Annotated in this window: 19 protein-coding genes and 1 pseudogene; 10 read left to right on the top strand and 10 right to left on the bottom strand. The window is 68.8% G+C overall.

Annotated elements, in window-relative coordinates:
• Positions 1-48: 48 nt before the first annotated feature.
• The 4 genes from A5678_RS22140 (at position 49) to dxs (ending at position 6,871) form a co-directional block, all read left to right on the top strand.
• The gene (locus A5678_RS22140) at positions 49-2,043 is read left to right on the top strand and encodes an APC family permease (protein ID WP_068046837.1); all 1,995 of its coding nucleotides are present in this window, start codon (positions 49-51) and stop codon (positions 2,041-2,043) included.
• Positions 2,044-2,063: 20 nt separating this feature from the next.
• The gene (locus A5678_RS22135) at positions 2,064-3,257 is read left to right on the top strand and encodes a class I SAM-dependent RNA methyltransferase (RefSeq protein WP_068046834.1); all 1,194 of its coding nucleotides are present in this window, start codon (positions 2,064-2,066) and stop codon (positions 3,255-3,257) included.
• Positions 3,258-3,439: 182 nt separating this feature from the next.
• Complete coding sequence (locus A5678_RS22130; protein WP_082945683.1) at positions 3,440-4,903, top strand: cation:proton antiporter; 1,464 nt, start codon at positions 3,440-3,442, stop codon at positions 4,901-4,903.
• 54 nt (positions 4,904-4,957) lie between these two features.
• A complete protein-coding gene (dxs, locus tag A5678_RS22125; RefSeq protein WP_068046831.1) occupies positions 4,958-6,871 on the top strand; it encodes a 1-deoxy-D-xylulose-5-phosphate synthase in 1,914 nt (637 codons plus the stop codon).
• A gap of 107 nt (positions 6,872-6,978) precedes the next feature.
• Here the strand turns inward: dxs and A5678_RS22120 are convergent, their stop codons facing one another.
• The 3 genes from A5678_RS22120 to A5678_RS22110 form a co-directional block, all read right to left on the bottom strand.
• On the bottom strand, positions 6,979-8,268 hold the full coding sequence (locus A5678_RS22120) for a ribonuclease D (RefSeq protein ID WP_068046828.1): 1,290 nt from the start codon (positions 8,266-8,268) through the stop codon (positions 6,979-6,981).
• Between the two features lies 1 nt (position 8,269).
• Positions 8,270-8,905: a DUF3000 domain-containing protein gene (locus A5678_RS22115; RefSeq protein ID WP_082945682.1), complete on the bottom strand. Its 636-nt coding sequence runs from the start codon at positions 8,903-8,905 to the stop codon at positions 8,270-8,272.
• A 198-nt stretch (positions 8,906-9,103) separates the two neighbouring features.
• Entirely contained in the window at positions 9,104-9,925 is an 822-nt protein-coding gene (locus A5678_RS22110) for an enoyl-CoA hydratase/isomerase family protein (RefSeq protein ID WP_068046826.1), read from the bottom strand.
• Between the two features lie 47 nt (positions 9,926-9,972).
• Here A5678_RS22110 and hemE point away from each other — a divergent pair, with 47 nt between their 5' ends.
• From hemE to A5678_RS28065, 5 genes and pseudogenes are all read left to right on the top strand, one after another.
• Positions 9,973-11,022 (top strand): uroporphyrinogen decarboxylase, encoded by a 1,050-nt coding sequence (hemE, locus tag A5678_RS22105; RefSeq protein ID WP_068046823.1) that lies wholly within the window; start codon positions 9,973-9,975, stop codon positions 11,020-11,022.
• Positions 11,019-12,374 carry a protoporphyrinogen oxidase gene (locus A5678_RS22100; protein WP_068046820.1) on the top strand — a complete coding sequence of 452 codons (1,356 nt, stop codon included), beginning with the start codon at positions 11,019-11,021 and terminating at the stop codon, positions 12,372-12,374. The genes hemE and A5678_RS22100 overlap by 4 nt, the downstream gene beginning before the upstream one ends.
• A gap of 5 nt (positions 12,375-12,379) precedes the next feature.
• Positions 12,380-13,072 carry a hydrogen peroxide-dependent heme synthase gene (gene hemQ, locus A5678_RS22095; protein WP_068046818.1) on the top strand — a complete coding sequence of 231 codons (693 nt, stop codon included), beginning with the start codon at positions 12,380-12,382 and terminating at the stop codon, positions 13,070-13,072.
• A 38-nt stretch (positions 13,073-13,110) separates the two neighbouring features.
• Positions 13,111-13,818 (top strand): class I SAM-dependent methyltransferase, encoded by a 708-nt coding sequence (locus A5678_RS22090; RefSeq protein WP_156747040.1) that lies wholly within the window; start codon positions 13,111-13,113, stop codon positions 13,816-13,818.
• A 6-nt stretch (positions 13,819-13,824) separates the two neighbouring features.
• Positions 13,825-13,998 (top strand): annotated as a pseudogene (locus tag A5678_RS28065) (hypothetical protein); the annotation flags it as partial.
• A gap of 96 nt (positions 13,999-14,094) precedes the next feature.
• Here the strand turns inward: A5678_RS28065 and msrB are convergent.
• Genes msrB through A5678_RS22070 form a run of 4 tightly spaced genes read right to left on the bottom strand, consistent with a single transcriptional unit; the run spans position 14,095 to position 18,221 of the window.
• Positions 14,095-14,505 (bottom strand): peptide-methionine (R)-S-oxide reductase MsrB, encoded by a 411-nt coding sequence (gene msrB, locus A5678_RS22085; RefSeq protein WP_068046812.1) that lies wholly within the window; start codon positions 14,503-14,505, stop codon positions 14,095-14,097.
• A gap of 9 nt (positions 14,506-14,514) precedes the next feature.
• On the bottom strand, positions 14,515-15,867 hold the full coding sequence (aftC, locus tag A5678_RS22080) for an arabinofuranan 3-O-arabinosyltransferase (protein WP_068046809.1): 1,353 nt from the start codon (positions 15,865-15,867) through the stop codon (positions 14,515-14,517).
• A gap of 18 nt (positions 15,868-15,885) precedes the next feature.
• A complete protein-coding gene (locus A5678_RS22075) occupies positions 15,886-17,445 on the bottom strand; it encodes an alpha/beta hydrolase (RefSeq protein WP_068046806.1) in 1,560 nt (519 codons plus the stop codon).
• Positions 17,446-17,459: 14 nt separating this feature from the next.
• Entirely contained in the window at positions 17,460-18,221 is a 762-nt protein-coding gene (locus A5678_RS22070) for a pyrimidine reductase family protein (RefSeq protein ID WP_068046801.1), read from the bottom strand.
• On the opposite strand from A5678_RS22070, the gene zapE reads away from it, so the two are divergent.
• Positions 18,220-19,311: a cell division protein ZapE gene (zapE, locus tag A5678_RS22065; RefSeq protein ID WP_156747033.1), complete on the top strand. Its 1,092-nt coding sequence runs from the start codon at positions 18,220-18,222 to the stop codon at positions 19,309-19,311. The genes A5678_RS22070 and zapE overlap by 2 nt on opposite strands.
• On the opposite strand, the gene A5678_RS22060 is transcribed toward zapE, so the two are convergent.
• From A5678_RS22060 to A5678_RS22050, 3 genes are all read right to left on the bottom strand, one after another.
• Positions 19,289-19,789, bottom strand: coding sequence for an N-acetyltransferase (locus A5678_RS22060; protein ID WP_068046795.1), 501 nt, complete (start codon positions 19,787-19,789; stop codon positions 19,289-19,291). The genes zapE and A5678_RS22060 overlap by 23 nt on opposite strands.
• Positions 19,777-20,301: a hypothetical protein gene (locus A5678_RS22055; RefSeq protein WP_068046793.1), complete on the bottom strand. Its 525-nt coding sequence runs from the start codon at positions 20,299-20,301 to the stop codon at positions 19,777-19,779. Before A5678_RS22055 ends, A5678_RS22060 begins: the two co-directional genes overlap by 13 nt.
• Before the next feature lie 71 nt (positions 20,302-20,372).
• Positions 20,373-21,107: a Clp protease N-terminal domain-containing protein gene (locus tag A5678_RS22050; RefSeq protein WP_068046789.1), complete on the bottom strand. Its 735-nt coding sequence runs from the start codon at positions 21,105-21,107 to the stop codon at positions 20,373-20,375.
• Positions 21,108-21,143 lie beyond the last annotated feature (36 nt).

Genomic DNA, 21,143 nt, shown 5'->3' with positions numbered 1-21,143 from the left:
TGCCTACGAAGCTACCGCCAAACCCTCGTGGGCTTACTCTTGGCTCTCGTGTCCAAACTTTCAACCGCAGCGCGTCGGTTGCTAATTGGCCGGCCGTTTCGCAGCGACCGGCTGAGTCACACCCTGCTGCCCAAGCGGATCGCCTTGCCGGTGTTCGCCTCCGACGCGTTGTCCTCGGTGGCGTACGCACCCGAGGAGGTCTTCCTGATGCTCTCGGTGGCCGGCCTGTCCGCCTACGCGTTGACGCCCTGGATCGGTCTCGCCGTCGCCGCGGTGATGCTGGTCGTGGTGGCCAGCTACCGGCAGAACGTGCACGCCTACCCGTCGGGCGGGGGCGACTTCGAGGTGGTCACCACCAACCTCGGTGACACCGCCGGACTGGTGGTGGCCAGCGCGCTGATGGTGGATTACGTTCTGACGGTTGCCGTTTCGACGGCGTCGGCAATGGCGAACATCGGCTCCGCCATCCCGATCGTGGCCCAGCACAAGGTGTGGTTCTGCGTGGCGGCCATCCTGCTGGTGATGGCGTTGAACCTGCGCGGCATCCGTGAGTCCGGGGTGGCGTTCGCCATTCCGACCTATGCCTTCATCTTCGGCGTCTTCATCATGATCGGCTGGGGCCTGTTCCGGATCTTCGTGCTGGGTAACCCGCTGCGTGCGGAGTCCGCCGGCTTCCAGATGCACGCCGAGCACGGCCAAGTCGTCGGCTTCGCGCTGGCGTTCCTGGTGGCGCGGTCGTTCTCCTCGGGCTGCGCGGCGTTGACCGGTGTGGAGGCGATCAGCAACGGCGTTCCGGCGTTTGAGAAGCCCAAGTCGCGCAACGCGGCGACGACGTTGCTGATGCTGGGTGGGATCGCGGTGGCCCTGCTGATGGGCATCATCGTGCTGGCCCAGCAGATCCGGGTCCAGCTGGTCGAGGATCCCGCCCGGCAGCTGGCCGGCGCCCCGCCGGGCTACTACCAGAAGACCCTGGTCACCCAGCTGGCGGAAACGGTGTTCGGCAGCTTTCACCTCGGCTTCCTGCTGATCGCCACGGTGACCGCCCTGATCCTGGTGCTGGCGGCCAACACCGCGTTCAACGGGTTCCCGGTGCTCGGTTCGGTCCTGGCGCAGCACAGTTATCTGCCGCGCCAGCTGCACACCCGCGGGGACCGATTGGCGTTCTCCAACGGCATCCTGTTCCTGTCCGGCGCCGCGCTGCTCGCGATCATCGCGTTCCGTGCCGAGGTCACCGCGCTGATCCAGCTGTACATCGTCGGCGTGTTCATTTCCTTCACGCTGAGCCAGATCGGCATGGTGCGGCACTGGACCCGGTTGCTGCGCACCGAGACCGATCCGTCGGCGCGGCGCAAGATGATGCGCTCCCGGATCGTCAACACGGTCGGATTGCTTTCCACTGGCGCGGTTTTGTTGGTCGTCCTGGTGACCAAGTTCGTCGCCGGCGCGTGGATCGCGCTTTTCGCCATGGGTTTGCTCTTCGGGATGATGAAGATGATCCACCGGCACTACGGGACCGTCACCCGGGAGCTGGAGGAGCAGGCCGCCGCGCAGCACGACGTGGTGCTGCCCAGCCGCAATCACGCGCTGGTGCTGGTGTCCAAGCTGCATCTGCCGACACTGCGCGCCCTGGCCTATGCCCGGGCGACACGTCCCGATGCGCTCGAGGCGCTCACCGTCAGTGTCGACGACGGCGAGACCCGCGAGTTGGTGCACCAGTGGGAAGAGAGTGACATCAGTGTGCCGCTGAAGGTCATCGCCTCGCCCTACCGCGAAATCACCCGGCCCATACTTGATTACGTCAAGCGGGTCAGCAAAGAGTCGCCCCGCACCGTGGTCACCGTGTTCATTCCCGAGTACGTGGTGGGTCATTGGTGGGAGCAGGTGTTGCACAATCAAAGCGCGCTGCGGCTCAAGGGCCGGCTGTTGTTCATGCCCAACGTGATGGTGACTTCTGTTCCATGGCAATTGAATTCGTCGGAGCGGCTGCAGACGCTGCAGCACCACGCCGCCCCGGGTGACACTCGCCGGGGCATCTTCGATTGACCCGCGAATCACCACGCACGGTGTTGCCAACGTGCGACGAGCTGACGTTGGTCACCGGTGCCCCGGCCAACGGCGGCAGCTGCGTGGCGCACCACGAAGGACGGGTGGTGTTCGTCCGCTACGCGTTGCCGGGTGAGCGGGTGCGGGTTCGGATCACCGCCGACCGTGGATCTTATTGGCACGCAGAAGTTGTCGAAGTACTGGAGCCGGCGGTCGACCGCATCGAGTCGCTGTGCCCGATCGCCGGAGTGGACGGTGCCGGGTGTTGCGACCTGGCGTTCGCCACTCCCGAGGCGGCTCGCGCGCTCAAGGCGCAGGTCGTGGCCAATCAGCTGGAGCGGCTGGGCGGGCACCGCTGGCATGGCGAGGCGGAACCGCTGTCGGACGCAGGGCCGACGGGGTGGCGCACCCGGGTCCGGCTCGATGTGGGCGCCGACCGCCGCGCCGGCTTTCACCGGTATCACAGCGACGAGCTGGTGACCGACCTGCGCTGCGCGCAGTTGCCGGCCGGCATGCTCGACGGCATCGCCGAATCCGAGTGGCCGCCGACGGCCCAGCTGCACGTCGTGGTGGACGACGACGGGGAGCGCCACGTGGTGCGCACGTTGCGGCAGGGCAAGAAGACCGCCACCAAGGTGGTCGAGGGCGGCTACGAGGCGGTGCAGCGGGTCGACGGCCGCAGCTGGCAGATCCCGGTGACGGCGTTCTGGCAGGCGCACCGCGGCGCGGCCGCGGTCTACAGCCGCCTGGTTGCAGACTGGGCGCAGCCCGGTGCCGGCATGACCGCCTGGGATCTCTACGGCGGCGCGGGTGTTTTCGCCGCGGCGCTCGGAGCCGCGGTCGGGGAGTCCGGTCGGGTGCTGAGCGTCGACACCTCGCGCGCGGCCGCGCGCGCCGCCCGGGCCGCACTGGGCGACCTGCCGCAGGTACAGGTCGTGAGCGACTCGGTGCGGCGGGTGCTCAACGCGCAACGATCCGGCGCCGATGTGGCGGTGCTGGATCCGCCGCGGGCGGGTGCCGGGCGCGAAGTCATCGATCTGCTGGCTGCCGCCGGTGTCCCGCGGATAGTGCATATCGGTTGCGAGGCGGCATCTTTCGCCCGTGATATCGGGCTCTACCTCGGCCGCGGCTATACCGTCGAGGAGATCAAGGTGTTCGACGCGTTCCCGCTCACCCACCACATCGAATGCGTCGCGCTGCTGACCCGCGCCTGAGGGCGCCGCTGGAGCCAACGAGACACGAGTGATCGCAATGCCTCTGCGGGTGGGGTGCGCCGAAAGCGGCTAGACTCCATCGCGGTGTGCCGGGAAGTCTGGTCGGCGATGTCCGTGTCGACCAACCGAAAGGCACGAGTGCCTACCGACAAAGCGCTGTCGCGTCTCCGGGGGCCGCGATCGTGAACGATGGTCTTCGGTTCGCGCTCATCATCTTGTTCTGCAGTGCGGTCGGTCTGGTCGCTGTCTTGGCGAACCGTCTGACAGAGCGGGTCAAGGTCCCCGTGCCACTGCTCGTGCTCGTCGGAACGGCAGCGGTGGTGCACGCCATGCCCGCCGTGCAACCACCGTCCGAGCGGATCGTGCAACAGGTAATCACCGTCGCGCTGGTGCTGGTGCTCTTCGACGGCGGAATGCATATCGGGCCTTCTCGTTTCCGCGCGGCGGCGGCCCCCATCCTGTCGGTCGGCGTCGTGGGCACGGCCCTCACCGCCGCCGGCGCCGCCTTGGTGCTGCACTACGCATGCGGAGTCAGCTGGTTCCCTGCGGTGCTCGTCGCAACCGCCATAGCTCCCACCGATCCGGCCGTCGTGTTCTCTGTCCTGGGCAAACGCGAGATCAGAGGCCGCAGCAGCACCATCTTGGAGGGTGAGTCCGGCGCCAACGATCCGGTGGGCATCTCGTTGATGTCCAGCCTGATCGCCGCCGGCGGCCTCAGCGCAGCCGGATTCGCCAGCGTCGGAACTCAATTCGCTCTGCAGATGGCCATCGGCCTGGCCGTCGGGGTGATCGGCGGCCGCGCCTTGCTCGTCTTCATGCGCCGCGTGGCGCTGCCGAGCGAAGGCCTCTACCCGCTACGAACCCTGGCATCGATCCTGATGCTGTACGGCATCGCCACGCTTGCACACGGATCGGGATTTCTGGCGGTATTCGTCGCCGGCATCGTGATCGGCGACGCGCGCGCGCCCTACAAGCCGGAGATCAAGCGATTCCACGCCGCCCTGGCCGGTCTGGCCGAGATCGTCGCGTTCGTCGTGCTGGGTTTGACCGTCGACCTCGGCGTCCTTACTCACCCGGACGTGTGGATTCCCGGGGTCGTCCTCGGAATCGCGCTAACGGCGCTGATTCGCCCGCTGGCCGTGAGCGCATGCCTGGCGGGCGTGCGACTTGAGCGAAACGAACGCGTCTTCATCCTGTTCGCCGGCCTCAAAGGGGCGGTGCCGATTCTGCTCGGTGAGTTGCTGCGCGCCGCGCACGTTCCCAACGCCGAGCGGCTCTACGGCATCGTGGTCGTCGTCGTGATCTTCTCGGTTCTGGTGCAAGGCAGCTCGGTGCCCGGCGTCGCAAAACTGTTGGAACTGCCCATGCGCACCGTGGAGACCCGGCCGTGGGAGATCGGCGTGCGGCTCGCGGACGAACCGGAGGGGGTGCATCGCTTCAGCGTTGCCCCGGGCTCTGCCGCCGAGGGGTGCACGGTGGAGGGGCTCAGTGACCGGGTTGGTGACATCTGGGTGAGCATCGTGGTTCGCACCACAGGCCTGGTGCCCGTGCGGGGCGACACCGAACTTGAAGCCGGTGACGAGGTCGTCGTGCTGGCGGATCCCGAGCTGCACGACACCCTGGCCGAGCTTTTCGGGCCCTCGTAGTCCGGCTGGCTCCGGCTCCCTGCTGTTCCTTCCGGCGCTGCGTAGACTATCGGGATGCTGGAACAGATCCGCGGGCCCGCTGATCTGCAACACCTGTCCCAACAGCAGCTGCGCGAACTGGCCGCCGAGATTCGCGAGTTCCTGATCCACAAGGTCGCTGCGACCGGGGGACACCTCGGGCCCAATCTCGGCGTTGTCGAACTGACGCTGGCGCTGCATCGGGTGTTCGACTCGCCGCATGACCCGATCGTCTTCGACACCGGCCACCAGGCCTACGTCCACAAGATGCTCACCGGGCGCGCCCAGGACTTCGAGAGCCTGCGCAAGAAGGGCGGGCTGTCCGGCTATCCGTCGCGCACGGAGAGCGAACACGACTGGGTCGAGTCCAGCCATGCCAGCGCGGCGCTGTCGTACGCCGACGGCCTGGCCAAGGCGTTCGAGCTGACCGGCCACCGCAACCGGCACGTGGTCGCCGTGGTCGGCGACGGCGCGCTCACTGGCGGCATGTGCTGGGAGGCGCTGAACAACATCGCCGCGTCGCGCCGTCCGGTGATCATCGTGGTGAACGACAACGGCCGCAGCTACGCGCCGACGATCGGCGGGGTCGCCGACCATCTGGCCACCCTGCGGCTGCAGCCGGCGTACGAGCAGGTTCTGGAGAAGGGCCGCGACGCGGTGCGCTCGCTGCCGTTTTTCGGGGAGCTCGCCTACCGGTTCATGCACAGTGTGAAGGCCGGAATCAAGGACTCCTTGTCCCCGCAGCTGCTGTTCACCGACCTCGGGCTGAAGTACGTGGGACCGGTCGACGGCCACGACGAACGTGCGGTCGAGATGGCGCTGCGCCACGCGCGGGGCTTCGGCCGGCCGGTGATCGTGCACGTCGTCACCCGCAAGGGCATGGGTTTCGGTCCGGCGGAGGACGACGAGGCCGAGCAGATGCATTCGTGCGGCGTCATCGACCCGGTCACCGGGCAGGCCACCAAGGTCGCGGGCCCGGGTTGGACCGCCACCTTCTCCGACGCGCTGATCGGCTACGCCAGGAAGCGCCGCGACATCGTGGCCATCACCGCGGCGATGCCCGGCCCGACCGGGCTGAGCGCCTTCGGCCAACAGTTTCCGGATCGCCTGTTCGACGTCGGCATCGCCGAGCAGCACGCGCTGACGTCGGCGGCCGGCCTGGCGATGGGCGGCATGCACCCGGTGGTGGCCATCTACTCGACGTTCCTCAACCGGGCCTTCGACCAGATCATGATGGACGTGGCGTTGCACAAGCTGCCCGTCACCATGGTGCTCGACCGGGCCGGGATCACCGGTTCGGACGGCGCCAGCCACAACGGAATGTGGGACATGTCGATGCTGGGCATCGTGCCCGGCATGCGGGTGGCCGCGCCCCGGGACGCCACCCGGTTGCGCGAGGAGCTCGGCGAGGCGCTTGACGTCAACGACGGGCCGACGGCGCTTCGGTTCCCCAAAGGCGATGTGGGCGAGGATATTCCGGCGCTCGAGCGACGCTCGGGTGTTGATGTGCTCGCGGTGCCGGCCGCCGGACTGAACCACGACGTGCTGCTGGTGGGCGTCGGGGCGTTCGTCCCGATGGCGCTTGAGGTCGCCAAGCGGCTACACAACCAGGGGATCGGCGTGACGGTGATCGACCCGCGTTGGGTGCTCCCGGTGTCCGAGGGAGTCATCGAGCTCGCCGCGCAGCACAAGCTGGTCGTCACGTGCGAGGACAACGGGGTCAACGGCGGCGTCGGGTCGGCGGTGTCCGCGGCCTTGCGGCGCACGGAGTTCGACGTGCCATGCCGCGACGTCGGCCTGCCGCAGCGCTTCTACGAGCACGCCTCGCGGGGAGAGTTGCTGGCCGACCTGGGGCTGACGGATCAGGACGTGGCCCGCCGCATCACGGGCTGGGTCGCCGCGCTGGGTAATGCCGTCACCGAAGCGGAGATCCGCGAGCACCTCGACTAAGTGGCGATCGCGAGCGCGGCGGAGCCGGGCGAAGCGGGTCGCCACCTCGACTAAGTGGCGATCGCGAGCGCGGCGGAGCCGGGCGAAGCGGGTCGCCACCATCGGGGCTAGTCGCGGTCATCTTCGGGCGGTTGCAGCGCCCGGGCCAGAACGGGATCGACCAATTCGCGCTGCCACGACCGGGCCTGGCCGGCCCGCAGAAACGTCTCGACGGCTTCGAACGGGTCGGGGGCGGGTTCCCAGTCCCAGCACAACCGTCGGACCAGGTCGGGTGAAACCAGGTTCTCGGTGGGGACGTGGACCCGCTCCGACACCTCGGACAGCGCCGCACGCGCCGCCTCCAACCGCGCGGCCGCCTCCGGTTTGCGCCTGCTCCACCGCGCCGCCGGTGGCGGCCCGTTCGGCGGTTCGGCATCCACGGGCGGATTCTTGGTCTGCCGGGCCGCCTCCAGCGCCCCCAGCCACGTGGCGGCACTGCGACGCTGATTGCGCCCACCGAACACCGGCAAGGCAGTGAGGTCCTCGATCGTCTTCGGGTCGGCGATGGCGGCCTCGATGATGGCCGAGTCGGGCAGGATGCGTCGCGGCGCGATGTCGCGGCGCTCGGCGATGCGGTCGCGCGTCAACCACAGCTCGCGGACTGCGGCCAGGCCGCGTTGGTCGCGCACCCGATGGATTCCCGACGTCCGCCGCCACCGGTCCCGCCGCGTCGCCGCGCTGGGCTCCCTGGAACCCGCCACCCGAAGATAATCGAATTCCTCTGCGGCCCAACCGGTTTTGCCCTGCTCGGCCAGGACGTCGGCCATCGCGGCCCGCAGCTCGATGAGCAGTTCCACGTCCAGCGCCGCGTAATTGAGCCATTCATCGGGCAGCGGGCGTTTGGACCAATCGGCCGCCCCGTGCCCCTTGGCCAACCCGGAACCGAGCAGCCGCTCGACCATGGTCGCCAGGTTCACCCGCTCGAACCCGGCCAGCCGCCCGGCGAGCTCGGTGTCGTACAGCGCGGGTGGCCGCAAGCCGACCTCCGCGAGGCAGGGCAGGTCCTGGTCGGCCGAATGCAGGATCCATTCGTCTTGGTCGAGCACCTCGGCGACGGGTCGCAGCGCCTCCAGCGGGTCGGCGCCGTGGCTGACGGGGTCGATGAGCACGGTGCCTGCGCCGGCCCGCCGGATCTGGATCAGGTAGGCCCGGTTGGAGTACCGGAAACCCGACGCCCGCTCGGCGTCCACCGCGAACGGCCCGCGACCGCGACCCAGGAGCTCCGCCGCCTCCGCGATTTGGCGGACCGTCACCGAGAGGTCCGGAATCCCTTCGGTCGGGTGCAGCAGGGGCGTGGGCGCGGGTTCGGTGTCCTCGGGCGCGGCGCTGCCGGCCTCATGGGCCGCCGGTTCGCACATGTCAGGCGCGTGACCTCGAGCTCAGATCGGTGACGCCCGTCGGCGGTAGACCCGCCGCGTGTTCCAGCACCTCGCAGAAGGCCTCGACATGGACGCCGACTTGCGGCGTGGTCGCCGTCCACGACGCCCGCAGCTCCAACTGGTGGGCGCGCGGCGGCCCGGAGATGTCGCCGTAGCGCACCGACGTGGTGGCGGTGACCGTGCCGCCGAGGGCGGTGACCTGCTCCATCCGGGATTCCAGCGCGTCGACCAGCCAACTCCACGCCACCTCCGGCAGCAGGGGGTCGACGGCCTCGCTGGGATCAAGGTCGGCCTGGATGTAGGCGACCAGGCGGATGGTGCCGTCCCACGCGTCGGCGCCTTCCGGGTCGTACAGCAGGATCAGGCGGCCGAAGGCGTCGCCGTCGGATCGCTCGGGCACGATTTCGCGGTCGGGATGCTTGACTTCGGCCCCCAGCGCGTAGCTGTAGGGCGCCAGGCGTTGCGGCGGTCGGATTGGGCCCAGCTCGATTTCCGCTCGGACGGTGACACCGTTCATCTCCGCTACCGCCTCGCGGAAGGGCTCCGGTTCAGCTGAGGTCACTTGGCGCCGCTCCTCTTCATCCCGGCCGCTCTGCGTGGGCGCGGCATATGTCATTAGCGCCGCTCCTCAGCATCGCTGCCATCCCCCAAAAGCGGGTGGGGGAACCTCCCACTTGTGGGGGCGTGCCCCCACTGCATCGTCGCCGCGCGGGTCACAGGGTCCGACGGTAGACCTATCGGCCGACACGCGGAATCAGGCGCGCCGACCGCTACCAACCCGTTACCCGACCTCATCGGCCGGTATCTCCCCTGCTCAGGAGCCATTTCCGCCGGTAAATCGGGCCGGCCGCTTCTCGCGGTGCGCGGCCAGCCCTTCCTGCACATCGGGGCCGCTGAAGCTGAGAAACTCCAGGCCGAGCGAGGTGTCGAACGCGGGCGCGAACATGCGGTACCAGTAGTTGAGGCTGTGCTTGGTCCAGCGGATGGCGTTCTGCGCGCCGTCGGCCAGATTTTCGGCGATGCGCGTTGCCGTGGACAGCACGTCGTCGTCGTCGACGCAGGTGGACACCAGGCCGATGCGCTCGGCTTCCTCGCCGAGCAGCGTCTCGCAGGTGAGCAGGTAGTACTTCGCTTTGGCCATGCCGACGAGCAACGGCCAGCAGATCGCGGCGTGGTCGCCCGCGGCCACACCCAGCTTGGTGTGCCCGTCGATGAGTTTCGCGGTGCGGCCCGCCACCGAGACGTCGGCGAGCAGGGCCACCACCAGGCCCGCCCCGACGGCCGGGCCGCGGATCGCCGAGACGACGGGCTTGTCGAAGTTGACCATGTTGAGTACCAGATCGCGGGCCTCCCGCATGATGCGCATCCGGCCCTCGTAGTCGCCGATGGTTTCGGCGATCAGGTCGAAGCTGCCGCCGGAGGAGAAGGCCTTGCCCTCGCCGCGGACCAGCACGACGCGCACGTCGGGGTCGCGGGCGATCACCGGCCAGATGTCGGCGAGGTCCCGGTGCATCTGCGGGCCCACCGAGTTGAGGCCGGGGGCGTCGAGAACCAGCGTCAGAACGCCGCTGTCGCCCACCTCGCAGCGCAGGCTGGGGAAGTGGTCGTAGTTCGCGGGCGGGTGGCTCACTGGCACGGTCGTCGATATTACGCAGCGGCACCCTCATGGCAGCATTGAGGACAATGACTACTCGCCGCGACCTACCCGAGTCGCCGTATCTGGCCGCCGTCACCGGTGGTAAGCCGGGCCGGATCCCGGTGTGGTTCATGCGGCAGGCGGGTCGTTCGTTGCCCGAGTACCGGGCGCTGCGGGCCCAGACCGACATGTTGTCGGCCTGCTTCGACGCCGAGCTGGTCTGCGAGATCACCCTGCAGCCGGTGCGCCGGCACAACGTCGACGCGGCGATATTGTTCTCCGACATCGTGGTGCCGCTGCTCGGCGCGGGCGTCGACTTGGACATCGTCGCGGGCGTCGGGCCGGTGATCGCGTCGCCGGTGCGCACAGCCGCCGACATCGATGCGATGAAACCCCTTGACCGGCAGCGGATTCAGCCGGTGTCCGACGCGGTGACGCTCCTGGTGGGCGCGCTCGGCGCCGTCCCGCTGATCGGGTTCGCGGGCGCGCCGTTCACGCTGGCGTCATATCTGATCGAGGGTGGCCCGAGCCGCCACCACGCCAACACCAAGGCGATGATGCTGGCCGAACCGGACAGCTGGCATGCGCTGATGGAAAAGCTGACCGACATCACCGTGGGCTTCCTGCGGGCCCAGCTGGAGGCCGGGGTGGACGCCATTCAGGTGTTCGACTCGTGGGCGGGTGCGCTGTCGCTCGCCGACTACCGCACCTACGTGCAACCCCACAGCGCCCGGGTTTTCGGCGCGCTCGCAGACCATGGCGTCCCGATGACGCACTTCGGCGTCGGCACCGCCGAACTGCTGGGCGCGATGTCGTCGGTCGGCGCGAACGTGGTGGGGGTCGATTGGCGAACCTCCCTGGCCGATGCGGCCGCCCGGGTTGCGGCGGGCACGGCGTTGCAGGGCAACCTCGATCCGGTGGTCCTGATGGCGGGGTGGCCTGCGGTCGAACGCGCCGCCCGGGCCGTGGTGGACGACGGGCGCCGCGCCGTCGACGCGGGCGCGACCGGTCACGTCTTCAATCTCGGCCACGGCGTGCTGCCGGACACCGACCCCGGTGTGCTGACCGATCTGGTGTCACTGGTCCACTCCCTATGACCTCGCCTTCGTATTGCGTTGTCGGGGGCGGTATTTCGGGACTGACGGCGGCATACCGGCTGCGCGCGGCGGTCGGTGAGGACGCGACAATCACGCTGTTCGATCCCGGCGACCGGCTGGGCGGAGTCTTGCGCACCGAGCGCGTTGCCGGGCAGACCATGGACCTGGGTGCCGAGGCGTTCGTGCTGCGCCGCCCCGAGATGCCGGCGCTGCTGGCCGAGCTGGGCCTGTCGGGGCGCCAACTGGTGTCCACCGGCGCCCGCCCGTTCATCTACAGCCGGCAGACGCTGCACCCGTTGCCCACCGGCACGGTGATCGGGATTCCGTCGTCGGCCGCCTCCGTGGCCGGATTGGTCGACGAGGCGACCGTCGCGCGCATCGAAGCGGAACCCGGCCGCCCGCTGGACTGGCGACCCGGCAGCGACCCCGCGACGGCCGAACTGGTCGGCGAGCGGTTCGGCGAGCAGGTCGTGGCCCGGTCGGTGGATCCGCTGCTGAGCGGGGTGTACGCCGGTTCGTCGGCCACGATCGGTCTGCGCGCGGCGGCTCCCGGCGTCGCAGCGGCCTTGGACCGCGGGGCCACCTGCCTGACGGACGCTGTCCGGCAGGCGCTGCCGCCGGCGACCGGGGCACCGGTGTTCGGGGCGCTGGACGGCGGCTACCAGGTGCTGCTCGACGCGCTCGTCGAGCGCGGCCGGCCGCACCGGGTCCAGGCCGCGGTGCAACGGCTCGAGCCGGCCGGACCGGGGTGGTCGCTGCTGGATGACACCGGCGGCCGCTGGCGCGCCGATGCGGTGATCCTGGCCGTCCCGGCCCCGCGGGTGGCGCGCCTGGTCGCCGACGTCGCCCCGAGCAGCGCCGCCGCAGCGGGCCGGATCACCAGCGCGTCGTCGGTGGTGGTCGCGCTCGCGGTGCCGGGCGACACGCCGTTCCCGCAGTGTTCCGGTGTGCTGGTGGCCACCGGAGAGCCGTTGCGGAGCAAGGCGATCACCCTCTCGTCGCGCAAGTGGGGCGCCCGCGCGGACACGCAGTTGCTGCGGTTGTCGTTAGGTCGCTTCGGCGACGACGTGGCCGTCAGCGTCTCGGACGATGAACTGCTGGGTTGGGCGTTGAGCGACCTGGTCGACGTGTTCGATCTGGCCGTCGACCCGGTCGACGCCCGCGTGCAGCGCTGGATCGAGGCCATGCCGCAGTACGGCCCCGGCCACGCGGAACTGGCTGCCGAGATACGCGCGGGCCTCCCGCCGACGCTCGCCGTGGCCGGGAGCTACCTCGACGGCATCGGCGTGCCGGCGTGTATCGGGGCGGCGGGCCGCGCGGTCGAGGCCCTCGACGTGAAAGTGGCACGATAGGTTCCATGGCCAAGCTCGACTACGACACCCTCAACTCGACGATCCGCTACCTGATGTTCTCGGTCTTCTGCGTGCGGGCGGGTGAGCTCGGAGAAGAGCGCGATGCCGTCATCGATGACGCGTCGCGGTTTTTCAAGCAGCAGGAGGAGCGCGGCGTCGTGGTGCGCGGCCTCTACGACGTGGCGGGGCTGCGGGCCGACGCCGACTTCATGATCTGGACCCACGCCGAAACCATCGAGGCGCTGCAGGCCACCTACGCCGACTTCCGGCGCACCGCCCTGGGGCGGGCCTGCTCGCCGGTGTGGAGCAGCGTGGCCCTGCACCGGCCGGCCGAGTTCAACAAGAGCCACATCCCCGCGTTCTTGGCCGGCGAAGAGCCCGGCAACTACATCTGCGTGTATCCGTTCGTGCGGTCCTACGAGTGGTACCTGCTTCCCGACGAGGAGCGGCGCCGCATGCTGGCCGAACACGGCATGGCCGCCCGCGAGTACAAGGACGTCCGCGCCAACACGGTGCCGGCGTTCGCGCTCGGTGACTACGAATGGATCCTGGCCTTCGAGGCCCCTGAACTGCACCGCATCGTCGACCTGATGCGAGAGCTGCGCGCCACCGACGCCCGCCGGCACACCCGCGAGGAGACGCCGTTCTTCACCGGCCCCCGCGTCCCGGTCGAGCAGTTGGTGAACTCGCTGCCGTGAGCCGGCCCGACGTCACTGACCCGGCCCGTTTCGAGGAGATGTACCGCGATGAGCGGACGTCGCACGGGTTACCGGCCGCCACGCCGTGGGACATCGGCGGCCCGCAGCCGGTGGTCCGGCGGCTGGTCGCCCTGGGCGCGATCAAGGGCGAGGTGCTCGACCCGGGCACCGGGCCGGGCCACCACGCGATCTATTACGCCTCCAAGGGCTACTCGGCCACCGGCGTCGACGGCTCGGCGGGTGCGCTGGTGCGGGCCCGCGAAAACGCCCGCAGGGCCGGGGTTTCGGTCAACTTCGAGCTCGCCGACGCGACCAGGCTGGAGGGCCTGGAAGGCCGCTTCGACACCGTCGTCGACTGCGCCTTCTACCACACCCTCAGCACCGAACCCGAGCTGCAGCGGTCCTACGTGCAGGCGCTGCGCCGGGCCACCAAGCCCGGCGCCCGGCTGTACATGTTCGAGTTCGGGGAACACGACGTCAACGGGTTCAAGATGATGCGGTCGTTGTCCGAGAACGACTTTCGTGATGTGCTGCCGCGTGGCGGCTGGGAGATCACCTATCTCGGGCCGACGACCTACCTGGTCAACATGAGCGTTGAGCAGATCGAGATGATGGCCGCGCGCAACCCCGACATGGCCGATCAGGCGCAGGGCTTGCTGGAGCGATTCCGGGCGATGGAGCCGTGGCTTCAGGACGGCCGGGTGCACGCCCCGTTCTGGGAAGTTCACGCCACCCGCGTGGACTGAGTCCTCGACGGCGACCACCACCGCACCCACCGCCGGCAATACGCCAAAGACCAGTGGCGGTTACGCAAGCTTGAAGAACTTGGCTGGATCGTCATCCGGGTCATCGCGGAGGACAAGCCGCAGGACGTTGTGAGACGCGTTCGCAGTGCGCTCACCCGCGGCGGATGCCGCGAGATATAAACCGTTGCGGCGCTTGGCGGCCGTGTCGCCACAATTGGTTATGTGTCGTGGCGGGCAGCTCGGGCAGCCAAGGCTGCCAAGGGGCCGTAAAGGGATCTACGCCCCCGCGGGCACCAGGCGCAGCGAGATGGAGTTGATGCAGTAACGCTGATCGGTCGGGGTGGGGTAGCCCTCGCCGGAGAAGACGTGACCCAGGTGGCTGTGGCAATTGGCGCACAGCACCTCGACGCGCCGCATGCCCAGCGAATCGTCGGACCGCAGGATCACCGCGTGGGAGTCCGCCGGGTCGAAGAACGACGGCCAGCCGCAATGCGACTCGAACTTCTCTGTGCTGCGGAACAATTCGGCCCCACAGGCCCGACATTGGTAGACGCCTTCGGTCTTGGTGTCGGTGTACTCGCCGACGAACGGCCGCTCGGTGCCGGCCTGGCGCAACACATGAAACTCTTCGGGCGTGAGCTTCTGGCGCCACTCGTCGTCGGTCAGTTGCACCTTCGGGCTAGTCATGCGTCCACGCTAGCGCGGATGGCGCTGACCCGCTGCGCCCGGTTCCGCCGCGCTTGCGATCACCGCGTCGCGCTCACGCTCACCCGTCAGCCACGCCGGATCGATGCCCTCGTCCAGCCGGTTCTCGGCCCTGGCATCGAGGTAACGGAACAGGAGCACCGTGAAGACCACGATCAGCAGCAACGACCATCCGTAGGTGATCTTCAGGTAATGCAGCGCGCGGCCGTACCTCATCCACCTGTAGATCAGCCAGTCGTCGAGCGCCAAGAAGCCGTAGACCCCGAGCCACGCCGGCCAGTTGCGGATCAGCGAGTTGGGCAGCACCACGGTCATCAGGAACGGGAACAGCATCATCGAGTAGTAGCCCTGGGCCAGCGACAGCACCAGCCACGACCACAGCAACAGCACGCCCGACGAGCTGGTGAACCAGAACAGTGGGTCGCGGGTGCGGTAGTAGCGGTACAGCAGCCACATGGCCCCGATCGCGATCACCGTGAACAGCAGCCGCAGGAAAACGATCAGCCACGTGGGCAGGCCGAAGTAGACGCCGTTGCCCTCGATCGAGCTGTTGAAGTAGTCACGCGTGCCCAGGATGTAGGGCACCGTCTTGGTAACGAAGTCCATGGGATCGCTCACGAGAGGCCACGCGGCCAGGTTCACCACGACGGGAACCACGACCGCCGGGACCAGCGCCCGCCACTGGCGGTTCAGCAGGGGCAGCAACAGCAGCGGTCCGAGCAGCGGTTTGAGCGTCAGCGTCAGCCCGATCGCGACGCCGGCCCACCACTGACGGCTGACGCGGCCGTCCAGCAGCCATCGCAGGAACAGCATCTCCGCGAGCAGCACGCAGCCGTTGATGTTGGTGAACACCAGAGTGCTGGTCACGCTTTCGGTGCAAAACATGGCCAGCAGCAGGGCGGGCGCGGCCACCGAGGAGATGGTGAATTCGAACATCCGCAGCAGCAGGTACCAGGCGATCAGGATCGCCACGGTGTTGATGAGGACGAACAGATACCGCGACGGCGTGAAGGACAAGTACCCGAACGGCGCCATGAGCAGCGTGCCGCCGGGCGGGTACAGGTAATGCGGGTCGACATAGTCGAAGTGCTCGTTGTAGATGTCCCAGCCGCGCCGGAAGTTCAGCACCGCCCGGTAGACCGGCTTGAAGTCGTCGGTGATGTTGCCGTTGAGGGTGAGGATGATGCTGCGGTGCAGCACCGACATAATCGCCAGGGGCCATAATGCCGAGCGCACGATGGTCGCCGCGCTCGGGGGGCCGCTGCGGGGACGAAAGGCGGCGAGGACCCAATCGCGCGAGCCGGCTCGGCTCGATTCAGCTGCCGTCACCAGCGCACCGTACACCGGCGCCAGGCCGGAAAATCAGGCGGGACAGTACGTGTCGGTGCCGGGCAGTTTGCCGCTGTTGACGTAGCCGATCAGCGGGGGGACCGCACAGCTCGAGTAGATGCTGGCGCCGTGTCCGATGCCCTGCCACATCACCCGCTTGCTGGCCGCGTTGGCGTTGATGACGGTGGCCGCCGTCGCCGCGACCCCGTCGGTGCCGACGATCGGGTCGTTCTGCACGCCCAGCAAGAGGACGTCGACCTTCAACGACTTCGGCGGCGCCGGCGGCGAGCCGGTGGGCCAGTGCACACACTTGACCAAGTTGAGCGCCGCGACGGTGCCGAACTGGGGGTACAGCTTGGCCCACGCCACGACCAGTTCGCGCACCCGGTCCGGGGTGGGCCGGTTGACGGCGTCGCTGCAGCTGTTGACGAACTGGCCGTCGGAGTCCTGAGTGGCGCCGGCGTGGTTGATCAGGTTGGTCAGCTGATTGGTGTCGCCGGAGCGAGCGGCCGCCAGCGCGTTGGCCAGGTTGGTGGTGGCGTTGACGCGGCCGCCCGAGGGAAAGCCCAGCGCGACGGTGATGGCGCTAGCCAGCTGGGCCACCGACGCACCGGCGGGCCCCTTGCCGGCGCGGGCGTCCGCCAGCAACCCGCTGACTACGCCCTTGGGGTCGGGACCAAGTGCGCAGTTCACCGCGATGCACTGGGCGGCGAACGCATCGAGCGCGGCCTGCTGACCCTTGACTTGTTGCTCGGCCGCGGCTTCGGCGTTGACGCCCAACGCAACTGGTGAGTCGAGTATCAGCCGGGCGACCTTGTCGGGGCGCGCCGCGGCGTACGCCAGCGCCACCTGGGCGCCGTTGCCGATCCCGACCAGCGCGACCGCCGGCACATCCCACAGCGAACGCAGTCGCTCGATGTCCGAGGCGGCGTGGGCATTGTCGTAGGCCGACGCGCCGGGCGCGATGGCGTCGGTGCAGTTGGTGGTGGCGTTGTTCGCGACGTCCGACAGGTTGGCGACGGGGTCGTCGCCGGTTTGGAACTGCGCCTGGTCGCGCATGATTTGCCGGTCGGAGGTGTCCCGGCAATCGATCGGGTTCGACATGCCCATGCCGCGACGGTCGACGGCGACGATCGGGTGGGTTTGCAGCACGTCGGCGCCGCCGCGGGACAGCCAGACCGGCAGCTGCGCCGAAGACGGCAGGTCGGAGCCGGTGGTGAAGACCAGCGGGCCCGCGTCGCGCGGCGTTTGGTTCGAGCGGGCGCGGACCACGCCGACGCTCATGGTGCCGGTCCCGCCGCCGTTCGGGTCCAGGTCGGCGTCGTAGTTCGCGCAATCCAACTGGACCCCGGCCGCGGGCGGCACCGCGGCGTCGCCGAATACCCGCGACGTGCAGTCATGCCACGGCAGGTCGTTCTTGGGGGCGGCGAGCGGCGGCGGGCCGCTGGGGGGTGGTTTGGTGGTGGCCGCACCCTGGGGTCGGGCGCCGGAATTGGTGGCGAAGCGCGGGTCGGCGGCCAGGCCCGGGACGCAGCCGGCGACCACGGTGGTCACCGCGATCAAGATCGTCGCGAGCATGATCTGCCGACTCATGTCGACCACAGTAGCTAGGCCTTGACGTAGCGGGTGTACAGGTAACCGGCGTCGTCGGTCAAAACGTGGGCACAGCGCATCCGCGTGAGCAGCTGGCTGGGGCCCGTCGCGATGCGCCGGGCCAGCCCGCCGACTATGTAGGGCGCGATGGTCAGGCAGAGCTCGTCGAGCATGTCGCGCTGGATCAGCGAATCGAGCAGCATCGGCCCGCCCTCCGTCAGGATGCGGCGCATGCCGCGAGCGGCGAGTGTCGCGAGCATGACCGCCTCGTCGACCTCGCCGGGGTCGCTGCCGGAGCAGTCGATCACTTCGCACAGGTCGGTGAGCATCCGGCGCGCCGGGGCGGCGGCCGCCGCGCAGGTGAGGATCAGCGGCGGCACCTCCGTCCGGGTGAACACCGTCATGTCGCGGTCCAGCCGACCCGACTTGGTGACGATCGCCAGCGGCGGGACCTCGCCTTGCCCACGGGCCTGTCGCTGCTGGCGCTGGGCGACGCTGAGCTGCGCGCCGGAATAGCCCTCGACCCGCACGGTGCCCGCGCCGACCACGATGACGTCGGCGAGCTCACGCAGCAGGTTGAAGACGAACCGGTCGCCGGGGCCGCCCATCGTTCCGCTGCTGCCGCCGGAGGTCGCCCCGCCGTCCACGCTGGTGATGAAATTGGCCCGCACCCATGTCCCGTCGTGTTCGGGATAGTCGTAGAGCCGGGGGAGTTCACCGTCGTCGAGTTCGCGTACCGCTCCGAGCAGCGACAGCGGCGTCTCGGGAATGGGCATGAGATTGATTGCAGCACGCCGTTACAGTTTTGGGATGCACGGGTCCCCGTCCACGCGAGTGGCGCACCTGGTGGATCGGCATCCGACCGTGTCGCCGGAGCGGTTGATCGCTCAATTGAGGCCGCCCCCAACGTTCGCCGACGTGAGCTTCGCGACTTACCAGCCCGATCCGGCCGAGCCGACGCAAGCGGCCGCCGTCGTGGCATGCCGGGCCTTCTGCCGGCAGGCCGTGGAACGCCGCGGAGGACGGCGAAAAATGTTGGGCCGACGGGTGGTTCTGCCGGGCGTCGGGTTGTATCTCGATGGTGGGTTCGGCGTGGGCAAGACCCATCTGCTGGCGTCGGCTTACTACGCGCTGCCCGGTGGCGGGCCGGAGTCGCCAACTCCTAAGGCGTTCGCGACGTTTGGGGAGCTGACGCAATTGGCCGGGGTATTCGGCTTCGCCGAATGCGTCGATCTGCTGGCGAACTACACCGCGGTGTGCATCGACGAATTCGAGCTGGACGACCCCGGCAACACCACGCTGATCTCGCGGCTGCTCTCGTCCCTGGTCGAGCGGGGGGTGTCGGTGGCGGCCACCTCCAATACCCTGCCCGAGCAGCTCGGCGAGGGCAGGTTCGCCGCCCAGGACTTTCTACGGGAAATCAACACGCTGGCAAGCATTTTCACCACCGTGCGGATCGAGGGCCCCGACTATCGGCACCGCGGCTTGCCGCCGGCGCCGCAACCGCTGTCGGACGAAGAGGTGGCCATGCGCGCCGCGCAGCTCGACGGCGCGACGCTCGACGATTTCGACGCGCTGTGCGCGCACCTGGCCACCATGCACCCGTCGCGGTATCTGACCCTTATCGAGGGAGTGACGGCCGTGTTTCTGACTGGCGTGCACGGCATCGACGACCAGAACGTCGCGCTGCGGCTGGTGGCGTTGACCGACCGGCTCTATGACGCCGGCGTCCCGGTGGTGGCCTCGGGCGACAAGCTGGATACCATCTTCACCGAGGAGATGCTCGCCGGCGGGTACCGAAAGAAGTATCTGCGGGCGATGTCTCGGCTCCTGGCGCTGACGGTCAACGAAGCACGTGAGTCATGACGAAGTCGTTCTCCCGCCCGGCTCCGACCTGAAAGGTCCTGGTGCCGCTCACTTCAAAACCGCTCTTGGCGTAAAACCGTTGTGCGCGTTGGTTTGCCTGATTGACGCCCAGCCATACGCGGCCCACGCCCCATTCGCCGGCCGTGGCCAGCGCGAGGTCCATCAGCGCGGTCGCGACACCGCTGCCGTGGTGCTCGGGCGCAACGTAGATCTTCGACAGCTCGGCGCTGTCACCGTCGCGAACCAGCATGGCGTAACCGATGATTCGGTCGTCGAGAGCCGCGGTCAGGACCGCGCGACGGGGATCGGCCAGGTATTCGGCGAAGCGGTCGGGTGACAGGTTGGACTCGACGAAAGCCGCGATGTTCTCCGGCGCCATCGAGGCGGGGCAGGCCAGCGGGAATGTGCGCGCGGCGATATTCGCAAGCTGTTGAACGTCAACGGAGTTCGTTGTTGCGACGCTTGTCAGAGGTTCCACTGCGCGAGGTGGTAGCCCGTCTTCTTGTCCAGCAGAACCACGGTGGAGACGGGATCACGGTAGGCGTCCCAATACACTTCGCCGCGCACGATCGCCCCGTTCGGGGCGTTGGTGAGCACGTTGTCGAGGGCGTCGGGCGCATCGGTGGCCCGTGGCTTGTAGGCGTCGGCGAACGGGGTCACGCCGTCGAAGCTGAAGTTGGTCGCCATGATGAACGGATTGGGCACCCGGACCGCGCGGACAACCACGTCGGCACGTTCGACCGTGCTGCCCGGGAAGCCCTTGTACGTGCCTTCACGCGTGTAGCCGAATCCGGGGGGCGGGTCACAGGGTGACACGCTGGTGACGGTGACGTCGGCGACATAGCTGCCGGTGTCCACCCGCAGCGTGTCCCCGATGTGGCCGATCGGGGCGTCACCGGCCCAGGCGCGGGGAGCGGGAAGCCCGGCGACGGCGGTGGCGCTCGCCGCGGCGACGAGGAACGCGGACAGGACGACCAGCCAGCGGTGCATCTTCGCCTCCTAGGCACCCTTGGAAGGGGACCATCGAATGATCGCACACGCGGTGAGGCGCCCGGGAGGGGTCAGACGGTCTTGTCGCCGCCGAGCGATTCCAGTGCCTTGATCAAATCGGCCTCGACGCGGGCCTTGTCGACACCGCGTCGGCGCAGCGGCCCGTCGTCGGAGGAGGCTGCCTCCAGCTCGAGCAGCGCCAGCAGCAGATGCTCGGTCCCAATGTAGTTGTGGCCCAATCGAAGTGCTTCCCGGAAGGTCAGTTCGAGGGCTTTGCGTGCCGGTCCGCTGAACGGGATGAGGTCCTGAGTTGCGCTGCTTGGCGGGGGCAGCCGGACGGCGGCGCGAAGCGCTTGGGTGTCGACCTGTTGCAGGTGCAGTAACACCGTGGCCAGGGCGGCGGGATCGTCGAGCAGACCGAGGAGCAGGTGGTCGGGGGTGATCTCGGCGTTGGCCGCTTCGTGTGCGGCGTTCTGGGCGGCCACCACCGCGCCGCGCGCCCGCGGGGTGAAGCGGCCGAAGCCCTGTTCGGGATCCAGGGTGGCGGGCTCGGCGCGCGGCACGAACCGCTTCTGGGCCGCCTGTTTGGTGACGCCCATGCTCTTGCCGATGTCGGTCCACGACGCCCCGGATCGGCGGGCCTGATCGACGAAGTGCCCGATGAGGTGGTCGGCGACTTCGCCCAGGTGTTCGGCTGCCAGCACGGCGTCGGCCAGTTGATCCAGCGCGTCGGTGTGCACCGATTTGATGGCGTTGATCAGCTCGTCAAGTCGGACGGGGTAGGCGATGCGGGTCGCGTCGGACATCCGTCAACGATAGGTTGACGCAGGCGCGCTGTCAAC

The organism is Mycobacterium sp. E2733 (assembly GCF_001667585.1).
In the GTDB taxonomy this organism is placed as follows: domain Bacteria; phylum Actinomycetota; class Actinomycetes; order Mycobacteriales; family Mycobacteriaceae; genus Mycobacterium.
Note: the sequence above shows the minus strand (reverse complement) of the source record. Positions and strands in the feature narration are given on the sequence as shown.